The 18,798-nt window shown below is 46.4% G+C and carries 18 protein-coding genes; all 18 read right to left on the minus strand.

Annotated elements, in window-relative coordinates:
• Positions 1-2 precede the first annotated feature (2 nt).
• A complete protein-coding gene (locus tag A6049_RS19240; protein ID WP_063566219.1) occupies positions 3-926 on the minus strand; it encodes a phosphate ABC transporter substrate-binding protein in 924 nt (307 codons plus the stop codon).
• 548 nt (positions 927-1,474) lie between these two features.
• A complete protein-coding gene (locus A6049_RS19245; RefSeq protein WP_063566220.1) occupies positions 1,475-2,767 on the minus strand; it encodes an arsenic transporter in 1,293 nt (430 codons plus the stop codon).
• 189 nt (positions 2,768-2,956) lie between these two features.
• On the minus strand, positions 2,957-5,053 hold the full coding sequence (locus A6049_RS19250; protein WP_095206157.1) for a methyl-accepting chemotaxis protein: 2,097 nt from the start codon (positions 5,051-5,053) through the stop codon (positions 2,957-2,959).
• A gap of 216 nt (positions 5,054-5,269) precedes the next feature.
• Entirely contained in the window at positions 5,270-6,313 is a 1,044-nt protein-coding gene (locus A6049_RS19255) for an EAL domain-containing protein (RefSeq protein WP_063566221.1), read from the minus strand.
• Between the two features lie 213 nt (positions 6,314-6,526).
• On the minus strand, positions 6,527-8,785 hold the full coding sequence (locus A6049_RS19260; RefSeq protein ID WP_063566222.1) for a bifunctional 2',3'-cyclic-nucleotide 2'-phosphodiesterase/3'-nucleotidase: 2,259 nt from the start codon (positions 8,783-8,785) through the stop codon (positions 6,527-6,529).
• A 478-nt stretch (positions 8,786-9,263) separates the two neighbouring features.
• The gene (locus A6049_RS19265) at positions 9,264-9,680 is read right to left on the minus strand and encodes a pyridoxamine 5'-phosphate oxidase family protein (protein WP_063566223.1); all 417 of its coding nucleotides are present in this window, start codon (positions 9,678-9,680) and stop codon (positions 9,264-9,266) included.
• A 510-nt stretch (positions 9,681-10,190) separates the two neighbouring features.
• Positions 10,191-10,649 carry an NUDIX domain-containing protein gene (locus tag A6049_RS19270; protein WP_063566224.1) on the minus strand — a complete coding sequence of 153 codons (459 nt, stop codon included), beginning with the start codon at positions 10,647-10,649 and terminating at the stop codon, positions 10,191-10,193.
• Positions 10,650-10,713: 64 nt separating this feature from the next.
• Positions 10,714-11,481, minus strand: a complete 768-nt coding sequence (locus tag A6049_RS19275; protein WP_063566225.1) for a LamB/YcsF family protein — start codon at positions 11,479-11,481, stop codon at positions 10,714-10,716.
• Complete coding sequence (locus tag A6049_RS19280) at positions 11,478-12,512, minus strand: 5-oxoprolinase subunit C family protein (protein ID WP_063566226.1); 1,035 nt, start codon at positions 12,510-12,512, stop codon at positions 11,478-11,480. Before A6049_RS19280 ends, A6049_RS19275 begins: the two co-directional genes overlap by 4 nt.
• Positions 12,509-13,219 carry a 5-oxoprolinase subunit PxpB gene (pxpB, locus tag A6049_RS19285; RefSeq protein WP_063566227.1) on the minus strand — a complete coding sequence of 237 codons (711 nt, stop codon included), beginning with the start codon at positions 13,217-13,219 and terminating at the stop codon, positions 12,509-12,511. The genes A6049_RS19280 and pxpB overlap by 4 nt, the downstream gene beginning before the upstream one ends.
• Positions 13,220-13,258: 39 nt before the next feature.
• Complete coding sequence (locus A6049_RS19290; RefSeq protein WP_095206158.1) at positions 13,259-14,089, minus strand: DUF2785 domain-containing protein; 831 nt, start codon at positions 14,087-14,089, stop codon at positions 13,259-13,261.
• Between the two features lie 3 nt (positions 14,090-14,092).
• Positions 14,093-14,683: a histidine phosphatase family protein gene (locus A6049_RS19295; protein WP_063566228.1), complete on the minus strand. Its 591-nt coding sequence runs from the start codon at positions 14,681-14,683 to the stop codon at positions 14,093-14,095.
• A complete protein-coding gene (locus tag A6049_RS19300; RefSeq protein WP_095206159.1) occupies positions 14,680-15,276 on the minus strand; it encodes a DUF1572 family protein in 597 nt (198 codons plus the stop codon). Before A6049_RS19300 ends, A6049_RS19295 begins: the two co-directional genes overlap by 4 nt.
• Before the next feature lie 27 nt (positions 15,277-15,303).
• Complete coding sequence (locus tag A6049_RS19305) at positions 15,304-15,633, minus strand: DUF952 domain-containing protein (RefSeq protein WP_063566229.1); 330 nt, start codon at positions 15,631-15,633, stop codon at positions 15,304-15,306.
• Between the two features lie 51 nt (positions 15,634-15,684).
• On the minus strand, positions 15,685-16,242 hold the full coding sequence (locus tag A6049_RS19310; protein WP_063566230.1) for a GNAT family N-acetyltransferase: 558 nt from the start codon (positions 16,240-16,242) through the stop codon (positions 15,685-15,687).
• A gap of 18 nt (positions 16,243-16,260) precedes the next feature.
• A complete protein-coding gene (locus tag A6049_RS19315) occupies positions 16,261-16,662 on the minus strand; it encodes a ribosomal maturation YjgA family protein (protein WP_063566231.1) in 402 nt (133 codons plus the stop codon).
• A 3-nt stretch (positions 16,663-16,665) separates the two neighbouring features.
• Positions 16,666-17,217: a GrpB family protein gene (locus tag A6049_RS19320; RefSeq protein ID WP_063566232.1), complete on the minus strand. Its 552-nt coding sequence runs from the start codon at positions 17,215-17,217 to the stop codon at positions 16,666-16,668.
• A 211-nt stretch (positions 17,218-17,428) separates the two neighbouring features.
• On the minus strand, positions 17,429-18,535 hold the full coding sequence (locus A6049_RS19325; RefSeq protein WP_063566233.1) for an Ig-like domain-containing protein: 1,107 nt from the start codon (positions 18,533-18,535) through the stop codon (positions 17,429-17,431).
• Positions 18,536-18,798 lie beyond the last annotated feature (263 nt).

The raw sequence follows: 18,798 nt of genomic DNA on the forward strand, positions 1-18,798 counted from the left end.
GATTATTGAGTCACAGTGCCTGCTGCGTCACGTTTTACTTTCATGCCGGATACCGGGATGTAACCAAGCTCCGTCACGTCGTTTTGTTGAATTTCGTCACTCAGGATGTAGTCGAGGAATGCTTTTGTTGCTGCATCCGGGTCACCTTTGGTGTACATGTGCTCGTAAGCCCATACCGGATAAGTTCCTGCTTCTACGTTTTCAACCGTTGCTTCTACACCTTCGTATTTCAAAACTTGCAGGCTGTCATCCAGGTAGGACAGAGCCAAGTAACCAATTGCGCCCGGCGTTTCAGCTACGAGCTTTTTAACTGTACCAGAGGAATCTTCCTGAATAGAACCTTGGATATCTTCCACTTTTGTTCCCAGTGCAAAGTTCTCGAATGTTGCACGAGTACCGGAGCTGCTAGGACGGTTTACGATAACGATGGCTTGATCTTTACCGCCAACATCTTTCCAGTTTGTGATTTTACCAGAGAAAATGTCGATCAGTTGTTGCTTCGTCAAATCTTGTACACCTGCATCTTTGTTGCTTACTGGAGCGATGGCTACAACAGCCACTTGGTGATCTTTCAGTTCGCTTACTTTTGCTGCGTCATCGATTTTCTCTTCTGCAAATACGTCAGAGTTACCGATTGTAGCTTGTCCTTCGGATACTTGTGTCAAACCAGTACCACTACCGCCGCCTTGCACTTGTACCATCACGTTCTTATATTCATCAACTGCCATAAATTTTTGTCCAGCTTGCTCTACCAGAGGTTGCAGTGCTGTTGATCCAACAGCGAGAATGTTACCACTAAGTTCAGTAGCAGTTTCTCCTGTGGAATTATTGCTTCCCTCTGTACCAGCGTCATTTTTCGATCCGCATGCTGCGAGTACCAGTACGAACGTTAAGGTCATCAAAATGAACGGCAACTTTTTAAACATGTTTTGTTTTCCTCCCCCAAATTAGTGACGGCGATTTGCTTTTATTTTTGTTCACCATCAACTCTTTATTCATTGTAGTTGCGTTATGTCATCTCAAAATCAATGTTTTGTAAACGCAATGTTAAAAATGTTTACTGTGGATTGAAATACATCTGTGACAAATTGCGCTGAAGTGGCCGCTCCGGGAACGGACGTTGTTTCAATCGCTGTTATCCCCGGATTTATATGATTTACTTTTCTCAAGGAATACATCCGGGGATAAAGGCGAAAGCTTCGCTTTTACACAATCGTTCCGTTCCCTGCGCTGTGTCAGCGCTGGTTGTGTCTCAGGCATTTTAATCCTCAGACTGGGGGATGGCAAAAAAGAAGGCCAGCACTGTAGAAGGCTGGCCATTGTGTACATGCATAATGTAAAAAGAGATTTTGTTTCTTCTATAGAAGAAACAAAAAAAACTGCTTCATAGCTGGTAGGTAGCACCAGCGTGTGAGAGCAGCTTTTTACAATAAGTTGGATCATATGATGATTGCTAAAGTAAAATACGATTTTACTAACCCAGAATCCATAGCCATAATGCCAATCCGGCCAAGGTGATTAATAGTGTGGGAATGGTTAAGATTATGCCTGCCTTGAAATAATATCCCCATGTAATCTTTACACCTTTGCGGGACAGCACATGCAGCCACAGTAGTGTGGCAAGTGAACCGATTGGCGTCATTTTGGGACCCAAGTCGGAACCGATCACATTGGCATAGATCAGCGCCTCACGCACAATACCTTCGGTGTGTGCACCCTGAATCGCCAATGCGTTAATTAACACGGTGGGCAGATTGTTCATTACGGATGACAATATCGCTGCGATCATGCCCATCCCCACTGAGGCAGCTAACAGACCATGGTCTGCGATGGCATCTAGCCAACGGCTCAAGTGATCGGTTAAACCGGCATTACGCAACCCATACACCACGATATACATGCCCACCGAGAACACGACAATGGACCATGGTGCTTCTTTAATCACGCGTTTCAGGTCCACAGCTTCGCTCTTTCTTGCCAATATAGCGAACAAAAGAGCTACGGCACCGACAATAACCGATACGGGAATCGGCAAAAACTCACTGGAGGCATAGGCCACGAGCAGCAGCACCAGCATGAACCAAGCGATGCGGAACATCCGCGGATCACGAATAGCTTCCCGTGGATCACGTGCTGCAGAAATATCGTAGCGAAGCGGGATGCTTTTGCGATAAAACAAGAACAGCATCCCGGTACTCGCCACGATGGAAAAGAGATTAGGCACAATCATCCGCACCGCATATTCCACAAATGTAATACCGAAATAATCCGCAGATACGATATTCACCAGGTTGCTGACGACCAGCGGCAACGACGTTGTATCCGCGATAAATCCACTAGCCATAACAAAGGCAAGTACCATGCGCTCATCGAACTTCAATGCACGTACCATCGCGAGCACAATCGGGGTGAGGATTAGCGCTGCACCATCATTGGCGAAGAGCGCCGACACCGCCGCGCCGAGCAAAATGGAATAGATAAAGAGCCTACGTCCATTTCCTCCTGCCAACCTTGCCATATGAAGAGCGGCCCATTCGAAGAAACCTGTCTCATCGAGTATTAATGAAATCATGATAATGCCGACAAAAGCGAGCGTTGCATTCCATACAATGGATGCCACATCAGATGCATCGTTCAGACTGACGACACCACACATCAATGCTAGCAGAGCCCCACCCATGGCGGACCAACCAATACCTAATCCGCGTGGTTGCCAGATAACCAATGTGATGGTCAGGACAAAAATCAGAATTGCTACATATGTCATAAAGCCTCCTGCGCCGCTGTATTCATCATGTTTTGGAGCATGATATGAGAATGGCCTGCCAGATATGATTACACTGCAATTATTGCGGATAAACCAGACGCTATAGTTATACAGGGCTGCAGGAGAAATGTCTATCTTTATTTCCTTCTAATTTCTATAGAAACTGAGATAAAAGATATCGCCTAATGGTCAGGACTTGTCCCCATCCTTCGGCGTGTCCTCCACCATTTTGAACATACCCAACAATCCTTGTAGTTGCTCCGCCATACTGTTCAGATGTGCTGAAGACGAAGCGATCTCCTCCACAGATGCCAGCTGTTCCTGTGAAGATGCCGAGACGGATTCCGTATTCGCAGCAGATTCTTGGGTCACAATCGAAATATCGTTCATTGCTTTGGCAACGTGGGAAGCACCACTCTCCAATTGCTTCGTTGTTTCGGACAAGTCATCCAGCGTATGAACAGCATCCTCTACAGCCTCCCGAATCTGTGCAAAGGATTGTCCGGACGTATTCACGGCCTGAATTCCGTCTCCAACCCGAGTCTGAGCTGCATTCATAGCGTTCAGGGCAGCATCCATATCCTGACGGATATTATGAACGAGTTGACCAATCTGCGCAGCCGAGCTTCCCGATTCCTCTGCGAGCTTCCGTACCTCTCCCGCTACAACTGCGAAGCCACGGCCAGCATCTCCCGCTCTTGCCGCTTCAATGGAAGCATTCAGAGCCAGCAGATTGGTCTGTTTCGAAATTGTGGCAATCACATCTACCATACTGCCGATCTCAACGGAGCGTGCATTCAGTGACTGAACCACCGTCGCCAGCTGTTCCACCGTTTCTTGAATGCTATTCATCTGCTCTACTGCCTGACCTGCAGCCTCATTACCTGAATAAGCCGCTCCAGATGTATGCCGCATATTCGTTGTAATGGATTGTACTCGCTCAGACATCATGCGAACATCTTCCGCCATTTGGCTCATTTGTCCCGATCCATCCGTTACACTCTTCACTTGCTGCTCGGCACCCTCGGCAAGTTCCTGAATTGCCATCGTTGAATGCTCAATAGCTTTGGTTGTTTGATCCGCACTAGCGGACAATTCCTGTGAGGAGGCAGATACCTGCTCTGCCGTTTCCTGCACACCCAGAATCATCATGCGCAGATTGTCGACCATCCGTTCAAAGTACTTCGCCAGATCGCCTACCTCATCTTTGCGTCCTGTGTCCAATTTTACCGTCAGGTCGCCTTTACTTACGGATCTGGCGGATTCCTGCAGACGTTTAATCGGACGCAGCATCGAACGTGTAAACCAGATAATGAAGATCAGAGTAAGTAATGTGGCAGCCAGGATAACGATGAGTGTAGCCATTCGAATGTCTTTACTTGCATTGGATACTTCACTTTTGAACATTGTACCGCCAATTTTCCATCCAGTTTTCTCATTCGTAGAGAAAATCATGGTTTTGGGATCATCATTATAGATATAGCTGAACTCGCCTTCCTTGCTCTCGAACATTGGATCCAGCGTTGTTGTTTGTTCTTGTGTACCAGCTTCCACGACTGGGGATACGACATAATTTTTGTCTGCATCCAAGATGACGACATACCCTTCCTTGCCAACCTTAATGGATGCCTGTTTTTGAAGCTCTGTTAGATCCATGGACAAACCAATAACACCCGATTGATCATCAAGCGTTTTGGAGACAAAAACAACTGCAATGCCATCCGTGTTCTTGGATACAGGTGAAACTACTGGAGTACCTGGCTTCTCCATTGCAAGTTTGTACCATTCTCGTTCCCGGGGATCATAAGGTGACCCTTGTGAACTTCCCGCAGATTCCTTGCCACGGACCATGACTCCCTCTTTGGTCCCCACAAAGATATTTAAAGCATCCGGATGCAGTCCAAGATACTGTTTCAATTTCAGCTCAAGCTCAGGGCTTTCATTTTGTCCTTTAATCATGTCAGTTACAATCAAACTAGCAAAATAATTGATATCATGAACCTTCGCATCCACATGTGTCCCAATGATTGAATTCGTTGTGTCTACACTTTGTTTGGCACTGTCCATCAGTTGGTCTTCCACCGTATGATCAGCGATAATCAGCGTAACGATCCCAATGGTTAGACTCGGCAAGAGCAGAACCGCCAGGAAGGATACCAATAATTTGTTCCTTATGCTCCAGACGAAGCCTTTTTTCTTTTTGTTTTTCTTTTTCGGTTTATTATCTTTTGGCTTGGCTGGCTTGGTTGCTGCCTTAACTTGCTCATTCCCCCGAATGTTCCCCATTTTGCTTCTCCCCCTCCAAATATAAATCTACCCTTTTTCTTTTTTATGTAAGACCTCTCCAACCTAATTAAATAAGGTGTCACATAGACGCCCATCTAATCTAAAGGCCTATCCTATATATCGGTTGGATGAGCGTATTTATAAATTTACATAGCATGACAAACAAGCCACTCCGATCATGCGAAGTGACTTGTTGGTACATCCGTATTTTATTGTTTATGCAGATGTTTTTCCGTAGGGACCTTGTGGCGGATATGCGGTTGGTTTACCAAAATAATACCCTTGTGCCAAATCAATACCCACAGATCGACAGAAATCAAATTCCTCGATTCGTTCAATGCCTTCGGCAAGTACCCGCCCCTCAAATCGACGCGACATCTCAACAATATTGATAATTTGCTGCTGTTTGTTCAAATCATGATCACAATGATCAATGAGGCTCCGATCTATTTTGACAAAATCCGGCTTCAGCCGATTCATTACTTCGATCGTCGAGAATCCGGCCCCCACGTCATCCAAGGCAACCGACATTCCATGAGAACGATACACCTCAAAAATATGCTGCAAGATGGACATATGCTGAATCTGTTCCGTTTCCACCACTTCAAACACAAAATCCTTAGGGTCTAGCGAAAGGCGTTCAATCGTCTCAAATGTGTGCGTCAGGCAGTATTCGGGGTTATAGATGGAGGAAGGCAGGAAATTTACAAAACGTTTGACACCATGCGGTAAAAGAACGGCACTCGTCTCGATGGCAGCAACACGGGCTGTCCGATCCAGAAAAGAATGCAATCCGGTATCCCTTGCAACTTCAAATAATTCATATGCACTGAAGGGTCTACCCTGTTCAGCAGGACGAAGTAAAAATTCAAATCCGATAATCTGCTCCGATGCATCTACGATTGGCTGCATATGACTGCTGAATTGATGTTCCAGAATAACAGAAACCAGATCAGCATGTTTGAGGCGAGCTTCCTGCATGGATAGACTAATCCAGCTATCAGCATCGGCCTGGCCATACAGTGGAGTGACCTGAACCGTTAACATATCTGGCAGGGTCGCTTCAATCTTGAGAATATCCTCAATACAACGTTGTACAGATTCAAGATTCAAAAAATGCATCCAGATGAGTTCATCCGAATGTTCGATATGTCTTCCCTGCTTTTGCAGTGCTTCCAGCAAAGCGGGGGAGATGGGACGCATATACAGGGTACCTTGATCCTCTATAGGATGAATTGGACTGCAGCCACTGCAATTCATGTAGAACCCCCTTGCCAGTTTGTGATTCTATCTCATTAATGTTTACTGGTATATACCCAAAGTTTGTAAATATTATAGCATGGGTCTTGAAATTTATCTCTACTGTTTTGATGACTTCAACTATGACGGTTACTGATGAGTTAACGAATCAGCATAGCATGAAAAAGACCGACAGTCTGATGACTGTCGGTCTTCATTTACCGCTAATTAATCTTAAGAAGCGGGAATTACAATTTTCTGTCCAACTTTAAGATTGTGCACATTTGTAATTTTATTTACGGAAACCAGCTTGCGCCAGTCCACACCATATTTCAAGCCGATGCGGTAGAGGTTATCTCCTTTTTTCACCACATGAACCACTTTGCCGCCTGCTGGTTTCTCAGGTTGTGGCTTGGTTGTAGGTTTAGTTGGAGTTGGGTCTGGCTTCGTAGGCGTTGGAGCAGGTTCCACACCTGTTTCTGGAGTCGTTGTTGCTTCTCCTGTCAATTTCAAGCCATACTCAGCAAAACCGTCTTTGTTTGTCCCAATGAAGGACATCGCCGGGTTCGCTTCAACCAATGCTTTGGCATCTGGGGAAGACGCGAACACCACTTCAAGATCGTTAAGTGCAGCTGCTGTTACACCTGCAGAAGGCTTAATTGGCGCAAGCGACCAGTTGCCATCTGCTGCCGGGTTAATCGTTTTGTTCTCACGGATGTAATCAATGATCACTTGACGGTTCTCATCCGGTGCAGCCAAGACGATACGTTTACCGTCTGGGTTAGCCAGTTTGGACGAAGAAGCACGATAGTTATTCGTTGCCACGATGAATTTTTGTGCTGGATCAACCGGTTTACCATTGAAGCTCAGGTCTTTAATCCGGTTGGCAGATGCATTTACAATCGTTGCTTTGCCATCGTATTTCGCTGGTTGTGTTACATCAATTTGGTACGTAACACCATCGATAACGTCGAAGTTATACGTTGGGAAGTCCATATTGACCAATTGTTGCTGTCCACCTTTTGCCGGATCGATCTGGTTAAATTGGCCAGCAGACCATTCCAACCATTCTTTCAGCTCAGCGCCATTCACCAATACGGCATGTACCGTATTTGGATACACGTACAAGTCAGCTACGTTTTTAATCGCAATGGTGCCTTTAGGGATATTCGTGTAATACGATGCGCCTGAACGTCCGCCTGCTTTGAACGGAGCGCCTGCAGACAATACAGGAATATCTTCGTATTCTGTTCCTTGCATATGTTTTTCAACATACCATTTCTGTGCATTGGTTACGATCTGAATGGATGGATCATCCTGAACCAGTGCAAAGAAGCTGTTGATTGGAGCTGTCGTTTCGCCGACTGGACCACGCACATACTCAAGCGTACCTTCATGTTCGTCATGAACAGCATCAACGATCTCTTGATCAGCATCTACCAGAGCCTTTTTGTTGGCTGTGTCATAGATTGGGCGTGCCTCCACTTTGGAGTCTGCCACTTTCCATTTGCCGTCTACCAGTTCCAGATCCAGATCGATAATTCCAAGGTGGTCACCCCAGAAGCCTGGCTCTACAGCAGGAACGCCATTGATTGTACCTTTTTCAAGGTCTACACCTTTTTTACCGGCAAAATCAGCGCTTGGGAATACTTTATGGGCATGTCCGAACAGAATGGCATTAATGCCTTCAACCTGGCTCAGATACAATACTGAGTTTTCCATCAGATCCGTTTGCGGAATATCTTCAAAACCGGAGTGAGGAATAGCTACAATAATGTCGGCACCTTCAGCCTTCATTTTAGGAATGAATTTTTTCGCAGTAGCGATAATGTCTTTGGCAATGACTTTGCCTTCCAGATTAGCGCTGTCCCACTGCATGACTTGTGGTGGTACAAATCCGATGACACCCACCTTGATGGTGTGCTCTTTGCCACTCTCATCGGTAACTTTTTTGTCTAAAATTTTATACGGGGTAAAATAGTTCTTGTCATTCGTCTCATCGTCGTCACCGTCATCTACATATACGTTGGCATTGATGTAAGGGAAGTTCGCACCTTCCAGCGTCATGTCAAGGAAATCCAAACCATAGTTAAACTCATGGTTACCGATGTTTCCTGCATCATAATCGAGCAGGTTCATCGCTTTATATACAGGGTGAGTCTCACCCTTTTTGAGTGGATCAATCTTCGCTACATAATCCCCGAGTGGGTTACCCTGGATCAGGTCACCGTTGTCGAACAGCAAGCTGTTCTTCGCTTCGTCACGGGCTTTTTTGATCAGCGTAGCTGTCTTCGCCAGACCATACTGGTCTGTCTCTTTGTCGGAATAGTAGTCATAGTTAATCAGGTTGTCGTGAATGTCCGTTGTTTCCATGATCCGCAATTTAACCTTGGTAGCGTCCGCAGCCGATACAGGTACCGGAAATACCGCAAGCACGTTTAATGCAACCAAAGCGGCAGTCAGGCTTGATAATACTTTTTTACTCTTTCTCAAAATAACCCCTCCCGGTTATGTACATTGAATCATGTATTAGTGAGCAAACGAATAAGCGCAGAAATGCGAAAGATCTCATGGGTTGTGCGTACTGATTTTCTGATCGTATGGTTCAGAATTCCAGGTTAGTTTATCTCACATGAACATCTATTCATATCTGTGCGTACCGTTTACATTCCAAATCATAACGCAATGTTCAGCCATTGAAAAGCATTATTTTTTACGTTATCCGCACATACTTACCCCAGTTTACAATAACATGCGTGATTTCGACATATTTTGCATGTTTTTGGATGAAAATAGTTTACTCACGCTGTTAAAAACGTATATTACATGTGGCTTACATCTATATCCATATTAGCTGAATCGACCCATATCAAAAAACCGTGAAGCCTTCTGGCGTTCACGGTTTGCTATGTCTTTTCCAAATAGTCGGCACGGCCTTCCACTTAGAAAAGGTGATTTTCAATATCTAAAATTATTGCTCCCACACCTGATGCTCATGATCTTTGCCGATGTATTCAATCCGTTTTGGGGTAATGTCCAGAATGACATAATTGGGATCGTTCGGGCCGTCAAACCAAGCTTTTAGTTCATCATTCCATACCTGTTCGCGTAAACCTTCATTTTTCGTCACTTCGCATGTTCCTTCAATCTCAACCACTTCCTTGGAGCCGCCCGCTTCATAACCTAGCAAAAGGCTGACGTTCGGATTATTCTCCAGCTCCTCTACCTTGTGCGTACGGCGGTTTGTCGCCAGATGAATGTTCATTCCATCGTTGAAAAGCGCCATATAGCGGGATTTCGGTTTACCGTTCTCCACCGTGGAGAAACTGCAAAAAGGGTTGTTTTCCAATGCTTTTACAATGTTTTGTTCCAATTCAGTCTGGTTCATGGGACATGCTCCTTTCGATTTGGGGGAATATTTGAAGAACGTTGTAGGCGGCCGTTACGGGTACGGATCGTTCTTTCGATCGCTGTTGTCTCGCAGACGATTTACACTGACACTACGAAGACAGAACAACCTTCCAATCGCTGTTATCCCCAGATTTTTTTGATTCCCTTTTCTCAAGGGAAAATCCGGTGATAAAGGCGAACGCTTTGCTTTTCCAGGTTTCTTCTGTCCTCTCCGTTATCGTGTAAATGTTTAATTCAACGGATATATAAGTGAAAATCTAGGATGCAAGCGAACGCTTCGCTTCTTCAGAATCGATTCCGTCCCCTTCACTACTTCCATTGTTCTTCAACATTAGGGTAGATAAGCTAAAATCTCAAAGATAAGCATACTTGATTGCCTATCTCTGATCTCTTCGCTTATATCACATTGTTGTATATAAGCCTGTACTTATAGTGTACCCACCTCATCTATGGTGAATCCATGAACTCGTTCGTAAACGTGACAGTTTTAATTCAAATCTCCAAGATAAATGCGTGATGAATTCTTATTCTGGAGCAACTCACCAATTGTTTTCGGATATAGGCGAACCTTGGACAGCTCTTCAAGCGAAATCCATTCTACGGCTACCTGATGGTCGTCTGGATTAGAGCCTTCGAAGATTGTTGCTTTCGGATCAATCAATCTGCATTCAAAATAAAATTCAACCTGGTGGACATCGGCATCCCACTCGGCAAATTCATGGTTTTTTCCGATATACTCCCGGATATGCAGCAATTCTCCCACGTCCACCGCCTGTCCAATCTCCTCCAGACATTCACGGGCAACGGCATCCTTAAGTTCTTCGCCTTTCTCCTGTCCTCCGCCGGGGAAAACATAAGCGTCACCATATTGATCCTCCAGCCGGATCACCAGCAAACGTCCATCCTGTACAATAACGGCCTTTGCCGAATTACGTATCGGTTTCATGCTCTAATTTCACTCCTTACAAACTCTTATAGATCGACCTCTGGCCCTCGGTTACTGTTAGCACTCATCTAGTAACTCCAGGTGCAGACAGGTTAACTCCTTCAGATTCAAGCAACGTGCATATCTCTTGAGCAAATGCTAGTGCATAAGCTCCGTCACCGTGGATGCAAATCGTCTCTGCCTTTATGGTTACAGGTGAACCTTCCGTCGACACAACAATGCCCTCTTTCACCATACGCAGCACTTGAGCAAGAGCTTGTTCCGTCTGCTGAATGACAGCTCCTGGCTGACTGCGTGGGGTTAGCTTCCCATACGGGCCGTAGGTTCGATCTGCAAAAACTTCACTGACGCTGCGCAGTCCAATTCGATCCGCTGCTTCTATCATTGCACTGCCGGCCAGGCCATAGAGATACAGTTCCGGTTGTACTTTATAGATTGCCTCAGCGATCCCCTCAGCAAGCCGATCATCTTCAGCAGCCATATTATACAAGGCTCCATGAGGTTTCACATGATGCATACGCCCCCCGTATGAACGGACAAAAGCATCCAGCGCACCCATTTGATACACAACCATGTCATAGGCTTCCCTTGGTGTAATGTCCATACGTCTTCTGCCAAAACCCTGCAAATCAGGCAGACCGGGATGGGCGCCTATAGCGACTTGATGCTCCAATGCTTGCTGCACCGTTTGTCGCATCGTTGCCGGGTCACCCGCATGAAACCCACAAGCGATGTTGGCTGAAGTGATTAGCGGCAGAATCGACTCATCCGACTCCATCCGGTACACCCCGTAACTTTCGCCAAGGTCACAGTTGATATCCACCGTGTTCATTGATGGTCCCCCATTTCTGCCAATCTCCTACGAATCAACTGATCGGTTAGCCGCCACTCCAACTCCTGCTCTATAAATAGTTGCTGTGCTTCTTCATATGTAATCCGTTCAAAAGCAACCCGTGTCCCCGGCCTAGCCTGTGCCAGTATCGGCAAATCTACCCGGGCCACCTGTGCAATCACAGGATAGCCCCCAATGGTCTGATGATCGGCCATCAATATGATGGGCTGACCATCTGCTGGCACCTGAACTGTACCATAGGTGACGGCTTCAGACAGCCGATCCATTGGTTGACCGAGTTCCAGCTTCAGCTTTGCACCCTCCAATCGATACCCCATCCGATCCGATTGAGGAGAGATCACATATCGTTCTTTATGGAATCGTTCAAGGCTATCTTCATTAAACGCTGCCCTGTCTTTGCCTGGCATGACACGAATAACAGGTTCAGCATGGTAAGCGGGCCATTCCCTGCTGGACAAGTACCAGGCAGATGCATGCATCCGCCGGTTGCTCTTCTCGGCTTCTACACTCCATCCATGCAACGCCGCTTGCGCTTCCCGAGAGGCTTCTCCCGCAAACAACCTGTCTCCCCCTTTCAGGGCACGGCCTTCAAACCCACCAAACCCTGTCTTAAGATCCGTGCTTCTACTGCCCATGATCTCAGGTACTGCAATTCCACCAGCAATCGCCAGATAAGATCGCAAACCGGAACGGCATCGCCCAAATCTCAGCACACTTCCAGCAAGCAACGCGACCGGACGCCATAGCGGAACAGGCAGGCCATCCACCGTTGCCGTAAGATCGGCACCACATAAAGAGATCAGCAGATTGTCATGAAAACGAAGCTCCGGTCCTGTCATCGTCATCTCCAGCACAGCTGCATCACGGGAATTCCCAACCAGTGCATTGGCTGCTCTGGCTGCAAAGGTATCCATAACCCCACCCGGATGAATTCCATACCGGCGAAATCCCATTCTTCCTTCGTCCTGAACGGTGGATAACAAACCTGGGCGAATGACTTCAATACTCATCGTTCGCCCTCCTTTTGTTCCAGATACTCCTGAAGTGATATCGATGCAAAACGAACTCGATCCCCTGCTGCCAACAGGCTTGGTGGATTTTCCGTCGGACGAAATAGCGCCAGCGGTGTGCGGCCGATACATTGCCATCCGCCGGGAGTCGTCACCGGATAAACTCCCGTTTGTTTGCCACCAATGCCCACCGTTCCCGCCTCAACTCGAAGCCGAGGTGTAGGTCGTCTGGGCGTAGCGATCTTATCCGATAACCCGCCCAGATAAGGAAAACCCGGTGCGAATCCAATCATGTGAACCAGGTAATCGCCGGATGTGTGAATAGCTATGACCTCATCTGGCGTAAGCCCATGTTCAGTAGCGACATATTCCAGATCGGGACCCAGTTCACCACCATAACATACGGGAATAATAATCGTTGTGGGTTCATCCAACGTTGCCTCTTCCATCTTGCTCAACTCATGAAGCAGCATTCCACATATCTCGTGGTACGGGGAAATCAACGGATCATAGAACAGTGTGACCGATGCAAACGAAGGTAGCCACTCCAAGATGCCCGGCAGTTGGCTCTTTTCCAGCAAAGCACATACCGACATCACCCTCCGGTGCACCGCTTCGGATATGGTATCCCCACAACGAATCATAACCCCTGTTTCGCCCAGAGGAGACAGCACATCCTCAGTCCATGAATACGACAGTCCAGTCATGCTATCACCCTCCTTGTGCACAAGTTTATAATCCCTTGATCATTTTTTCTCCAAAGCCTGCAAAATAAGTGAACGGACAGCCGGAAAGGGCTCTGCTTCTTCTGTCCGTATGGCAAGATAGAGCGTCTGTAGAAAGACGCGCACATTCAAGCTCAACTGGCTGATCTCCAGAAGAGATTTCCCCTCCGTCTTATCGCTTGGATTCAGTGAATCGAACCAAGACGAAATATCGTTTTGCTCCAGCAAATTGCGACGAAGGATGGTGACCACTGCATGAGCAATCCGCTGATCCTCATCATGGATGTAGACTACACTTGATTCGGTAATTTTCACAGTGAGCGCATGCAAAAGCTCCAGCAAGGCTGCCCGCTCCATATAAGGTGACTGTGCAAGATCTTCAACCGCATCTGCCGCGTGTGCCGGAGCGTGCGCCCAGCCCTTTTCATCGGCATAGCCACGAACATCTTTTTCATGCTCCAGATACGTGGTCAACCGATGATGAATAACCTCGATATCTTCCTTTTTCAGAAAAGGCCTCTGACGATCTACACTCAGAATTGGAGGCAGGAGCAGCACAGAGAAGGTTCGGGTAAACACACTGTCCGTGCCTTGTTCTTCAATACCATGAAAAAGGTGCTGATCATCCAGCGCCATCTGCAACAGCTGACTGAGCTGTTCTTCCGAAAATACGCCCTGTCCAATCCAGGTCGCAAACGTAACATAGATCAGTTCATCCCGCAGAACCGGGTCTGGACTGCCAATATGCTGCATCATATGTAGAGCCAATTCGTAAGGATGTTCCACTTCATGGGCGGATAGGTTAGCCGACTGAATCTGCCGCAATTTCTGTTTTAATGCCAGAGCGTCCATCGATCACAACTCCTTGGAGGAATTCAGATGCACGCTGCAATTGTATAGCTCGCATTGCCAAGAATTCGTTTCCCAAGAAATCCGGGTGATCGACGTGTTGGACAGCTTTGCGCTCACATCAAGTTCAGGCACCAAACCTCGCAGTGTATTACGGAGAATGGCACCATGGCTGACAACGATCACTCTTCCATTGGGATGCTGACATACAATATCTTCTATCGCGGCTCTACCCCGAATCGTACCTGCATCCGCAAGCTCCCGACCTAAATCCAGAGTGTTCCAATCCGCTCCCCATTTGGCTAGACGTTCAGCTTCGGTCGTACCCTCCACCTGCCCACCGCCCATTTCACGCAACCTCGGGTCCAAATGAATCTCCTGTATTCCCAATCGATCTCCAATGATACGAGCCGTCTCACTTGCACGCTCCAGGTCACTTGCATAGACGGCATCCCACGTTTCCTCACTCAGTCTTGCAGCAAGCAATAGTGCCTGTTCTCTTCCTTCCTGATCCAGTGGATTATCCGTTTGTCCCTGCGAACGTTTTTCCTTATTCCACGCCGTGCTTCCATGGCGAATCAATGCGATCTGTGTCATTGCTGTTCCTCACCTTTACCTTTTTCTATGCGTAATTCATCATCTGTAAAATGTTTTCGTGCCTTCGGCTTGGCAAATTTGCCACCATTATATTGAATAGAACCGTTTCTCGGAATGGAAAGACTGTTCCATGCGGTTTCTTTGAGCATTTTGGCTGCATAGATAATCTGCCCCACATGATAAGGGTAATGCGCCAATTGCCGGATAATCGCTTCCATGACGGTATGCCCTTCATTGCGAATATATATAATATGAGACAATTGCTCCGGTGTAAAAGAACGAATGGCTCCAAATAGACAGTTCCAGCCTTCCTCCCATTTGGCGAGCAGCTCTTCCCGGGTCGAAATATCATTCACAAATTCCGCATCACGTTCACGCCACGGCTTTTCTCCATCGGTTGTCAGCACATCCGTCCAACGGGACAGCATATTGCCCCATAGATGCTTCACAATAACCGCAATGCTGTTGGCATCTTCATTCCAGGATTGAAATAACTCCTCGGATTCCAGTTGCTCCATGGCCTTCTCCCCAAGCTGCTTGTAATACAAAAATTGCTTCTCGGCTGTATCCAGAAATACCTGATTCATATCCACACGTTCACAACCCTTCGCAAAATGTGTTTATTCAGGAAAAGAAAACGTCCCGTCCTCATTCGGTTCAAAGGAAATGACTTTCCGCACGGCATCCAAATTAAGTTCACCATAAATATGTGGAAATAGTTCATTCAACTCATACAGGTCCTCATACACCAGTTCCGGCTTCAAGGCCCTCTCATCAATGCCAATCAATAACAAATCCGTACGTCCTTGATAAAATTGAGCCGCTACCCATGGAATCTGTTCTTTAGTGGAACAATGAATGAAACCGTCCGTCTCCAGGCTATCCGGTGCATACACGCTCTGCTTGGATACCTGCTCCCATACCGCTTGGGAAATAATACTGTAGATCATTGTTCCGCCTCCTTCAATTTCTTCTATGTATCCTGCATGTCATTGGAAGTATTATAGATCATCCCGGATACGGGAGTACAATTTTTGATCCGTAAACACACCTTTGATCTTCAATTGTTTACGCATCAAACCTTCATATGACATGCCCAGTTTCTCCATCACTCGTGCAGAGCCGATGTTGCCTGCATTGCATTTCCCCTCCAGCCGATTGCAGTCCAGTTCTTGAAAACAGTATTCAACAATCGGCTGCATCGCTTCTGCGGCAAGGCCTTTGCCCCAGCAACTGCTGGCAATCGCGTACCCCAGTTCAGCACTTTGCATGGATTCATTCAGATGAAAAATGCCACCTCGCCCGATCAGCTTCCCCGTTTCCTTCAGAATAAAGGCCCATATATAGACCGTTTTCTTCTCATAATTGTCTAACACTCTTTGAATATATTGGACAGAATCATCCAACGTCTCATGACAGTTCCACAGACTTTGCTGACTCACTTTAGGATCGGAGGCAAACCTAAAATAATCATCGAGGTCGTTGAGCGTAAGACGTCTCAGTACCAACCGATCTGTCTCAAACTCGGGTGATTCCGTAAAAAGCTTATCTACATTCACTTAAGTCCCTCCCCATTATCAAGCCTTCTTATTTCTCAGGAAATAACGATCCATCCCATACACGCACAGAATGCCAACAGCATACCGCAATAGATCCATTACCAGAAATCCACGTCCCAAAATAAGCGCACCCAGTACCGTTGAACGCACTTCGTTCAGCAAAGGGGTCTGAATCATTTGCGAACATTCGACGGCCCAGCTAAAAATCAGGCTCACGATTAACGCCAACTCTTTGCTGCGATTAATCCAAACCATGCGTACCCCAAAATAAATCATAGCCGCCCACAAGGCATCTCCAAAATGCTCATGCACAAAATTCGGTAAAAGTTCTCCAAAGCGTCTGGACGCCAGTCCTGCCGCCATGGTTATGATCACTGCGATGAAATAAATCAGCCTCTCTTTGAAAAATGCCTTCATCATGGATCAAATGCCTTCATCAAGCACTTGTAAAATAAAATCCGTTTTGGCAGCGGTATACGCTTCTCTGTCGTCTTTATTCTCATCAGCAAGTTTAGCTTTCAAGGCCGCGTAAACCTCTACCAGATCCGGACGCTGTCTTAGCACATCCCGGAACTGGATTTGGCGATCCCAACGTTCCTCGCCTGGGCGCATCAAATGAAGATGTACAGCCCTCTTACCATCCTTCACTCTGACCCAGAAACGTCTATAGTCCCGACCATCCAGTTCAGGCGGAACGTAGTTCCAGCCTACCGGATTCAGCTGGGTGGCAATCAAGTCCATGTCCTCCCACGACTGCACCTCTCCCATCAAATCAATAATGGGCTTTGCAGGCAATCCGGGAATGGACGTGCTTCCGATATGTTCAAATCGATGAATATTGAGCTGCTGTAATAGTTCTCTGAGCTGGCGAATCTCTTCCTGCGCCTGTAGGCCCCACATAGGGTCGGCATCAACAATCTCTACCGATTCTGTCGCCCATTTAGGCCAATTTTCCGGTTGCAGATGAACTGTCATTCAGATGCTCCCTCCTTTGCAGGACTGAATTTCAATCGGTATTGTTCCAGGTACTTCGTATGGGATCGTTTCTTCGCGTCCTCAATTGAAGAGTTCAGTTTCATCACATCCAATTTTTTTTATACTTAAAAGGGGCGTATGTCTACGCCCCATCTGTTTCTGTTCACGATGATGAATTTATTTCATTTGATATACTTCATTCGTTGAAACTTTATTTTACCGTTACCGGTATAGTAACTTTTTTATTGCCCCACTTGGCAGTGATGGATGTTTTGCCTTTACCCACGGCCACAATCTTGCCGCCCGTTACTGTGGCTACACTTGGTTTGGTGCTGCTCCATACGGCACTGCTCGTTACAATCGTGGTTTTGCCTGTATCATACTGCGCCATCACACTCAGTGTTGTACTTGCCTGTGGCGATAAAATGAGTGTTTTCTGGCCTGTAATCAGTTTTTTGAGCAAAGGAACAACGGTAACCTCTGCCTTTATTGTCTGATTTTGATAAGTTCCTGTCAAGGTGGCTTGTCCTTCCGTCAGTGTTTTGACTGTACCATTCTTGACGATGGCTACATTATTGTTGGAAGAGGTCCACGTTACCTGTTTCGAAAGATTAATTGTTTTCCCATTGGCATATGTACCGATTACCTTCAACGCTTTCGATTTCTTAATATTCAGCTGCATGACAGCAGGAGTTACTTCGACTTTGGTAATCTCGTCCGTGATCGCTACGGGAACTTTAACCGTCTCTGAGCCATATTTGCCTTGTAACAGAACTCTGCCAGGCGTGATTCCTTTGATTTTACCACTCTCCAGCACAGCGGAAGCACTCGATACCGTCCATACAATCTCAGATGTGACGTCTTCTTCCTTACCGTTTGCACGCACAATGCTTACTTTGGGCAGCGTACTTTCACTACCTTTGACAAAATTATAGGAACTTGGCGAAGCTTTGATGCTTTTAATTTTATCCTGAACCTTAACAAGCAATTGCGCTTTGGCGCCATCTACCTGTGCGTATATCGTCGCTTCTCCCGCTGCCACAGCCTTCACTTTGCCTTTAATAATGGTGGCAACAGCTTCGTTACTCGTGGACCATGTGACGCCTCCAGTAACATCCTGCTTATTATCAAACCCTTCAATAACCGCCATTACCTGAAGCGTAGTTGTCTCGAATACACTCATCTGTTGCGGACTACTGTTGGTAATCTCGATAGATGTCACGTCACCTGTGGCTGCTAGGGCAAACGAAGGAGCCAGTAATACCAATACTAAAATAAAGGCCAAGCTGCCTCGTATTGCTAATTTCATTCCATTCATTGCAATCTTCATCTCCTGTAATCCAATATTTTACTTCTATTATATTATATCGGAAACTCATTACATAAAAGTGAATATCCCAAATAAGTAGAGGCATTCTTCAAGTCACTAGGAAGTGACTGAAAAATGCCTCTTTATTCAGAAGAAGAACGGGATTGTAACAGGTTGCAATCCTATATAAATTAAACTATTCATTTACACAGAAACGGAGAGGACAGAAAAAACCTGGAAAAGCGAAGCGTTCGCCTTTATCACCGGATTTT

The organism is Paenibacillus sp. O199, assembly GCF_001636635.1.
Taxonomy (GTDB): domain Bacteria; phylum Bacillota; class Bacilli; order Paenibacillales; family Paenibacillaceae; genus Paenibacillus; species Paenibacillus marchantiae.

Bases quoted from the DNA above. Each gene is read 5' to 3' on its own strand.
- A6049_RS19305 (WP_063566229.1), bottom strand. From the start codon at position 15,633: ATGATCTACAGTATTATTTCCCAAGCGGTATGGGAGCAGGTATCCAAG.
- A6049_RS19265 (WP_063566223.1), bottom strand. From the start codon at position 9,680: ATGAACCAGACTGAATTGGAACAAAACATTGTAAAAGCATTGGAAAAC.
- pxpB (WP_063566227.1), bottom strand. From the start codon at position 13,219: ATGACTGGACTGTCGTATTCATGGACTGAGGATGTGCTGTCTCCTCTG.
- A6049_RS19315 (WP_063566231.1), bottom strand. From the start codon at position 16,662: ATGATGAAGGCATTTTTCAAAGAGAGGCTGATTTATTTCATCGCAGTG.
- A6049_RS19320 (WP_063566232.1), bottom strand. From the start codon at position 17,217: ATGACAGTTCATCTGCAACCGGAAAATTGGCCTAAATGGGCGACAGAA.
- A6049_RS19280 (WP_063566226.1), bottom strand. From the start codon at position 12,512: ATGAGTATTGAAGTCATTCGCCCAGGTTTGTTATCCACCGTTCAGGAC.
- A6049_RS19270 (WP_063566224.1), bottom strand. From the start codon at position 10,649: ATGAAACCGATACGTAATTCGGCAAAGGCCGTTATTGTACAGGATGGA.
- A6049_RS19295 (WP_063566228.1), bottom strand. From the start codon at position 14,683: ATGACACAGATCGCATTGATTCGCCATGGAAGCACGGCGTGGAATAAG.
- A6049_RS19290 (WP_095206158.1), bottom strand. From the start codon at position 14,089: ATGGACGCTCTGGCATTAAAACAGAAATTGCGGCAGATTCAGTCGGCT.
- A6049_RS19245 (WP_063566220.1), bottom strand. From the start codon at position 2,767: ATGACATATGTAGCAATTCTGATTTTTGTCCTGACCATCACATTGGTT.
- A6049_RS19255 (WP_063566221.1), bottom strand. From the start codon at position 6,313: ATGAATTGCAGTGGCTGCAGTCCAATTCATCCTATAGAGGATCAAGGT.
- A6049_RS19325 (WP_063566233.1), bottom strand. From the start codon at position 18,535: ATGAATGGAATGAAATTAGCAATACGAGGCAGCTTGGCCTTTATTTTA.
- A6049_RS19240 (WP_063566219.1), bottom strand. From the start codon at position 926: ATGTTTAAAAAGTTGCCGTTCATTTTGATGACCTTAACGTTCGTACTG.
- A6049_RS19275 (WP_063566225.1), bottom strand. From the start codon at position 11,481: ATGAACACGGTGGATATCAACTGTGACCTTGGCGAAAGTTACGGGGTG.
- A6049_RS19250 (WP_095206157.1), bottom strand. From the start codon at position 5,053: ATGGGGAACATTCGGGGGAATGAGCAAGTTAAGGCAGCAACCAAGCCA.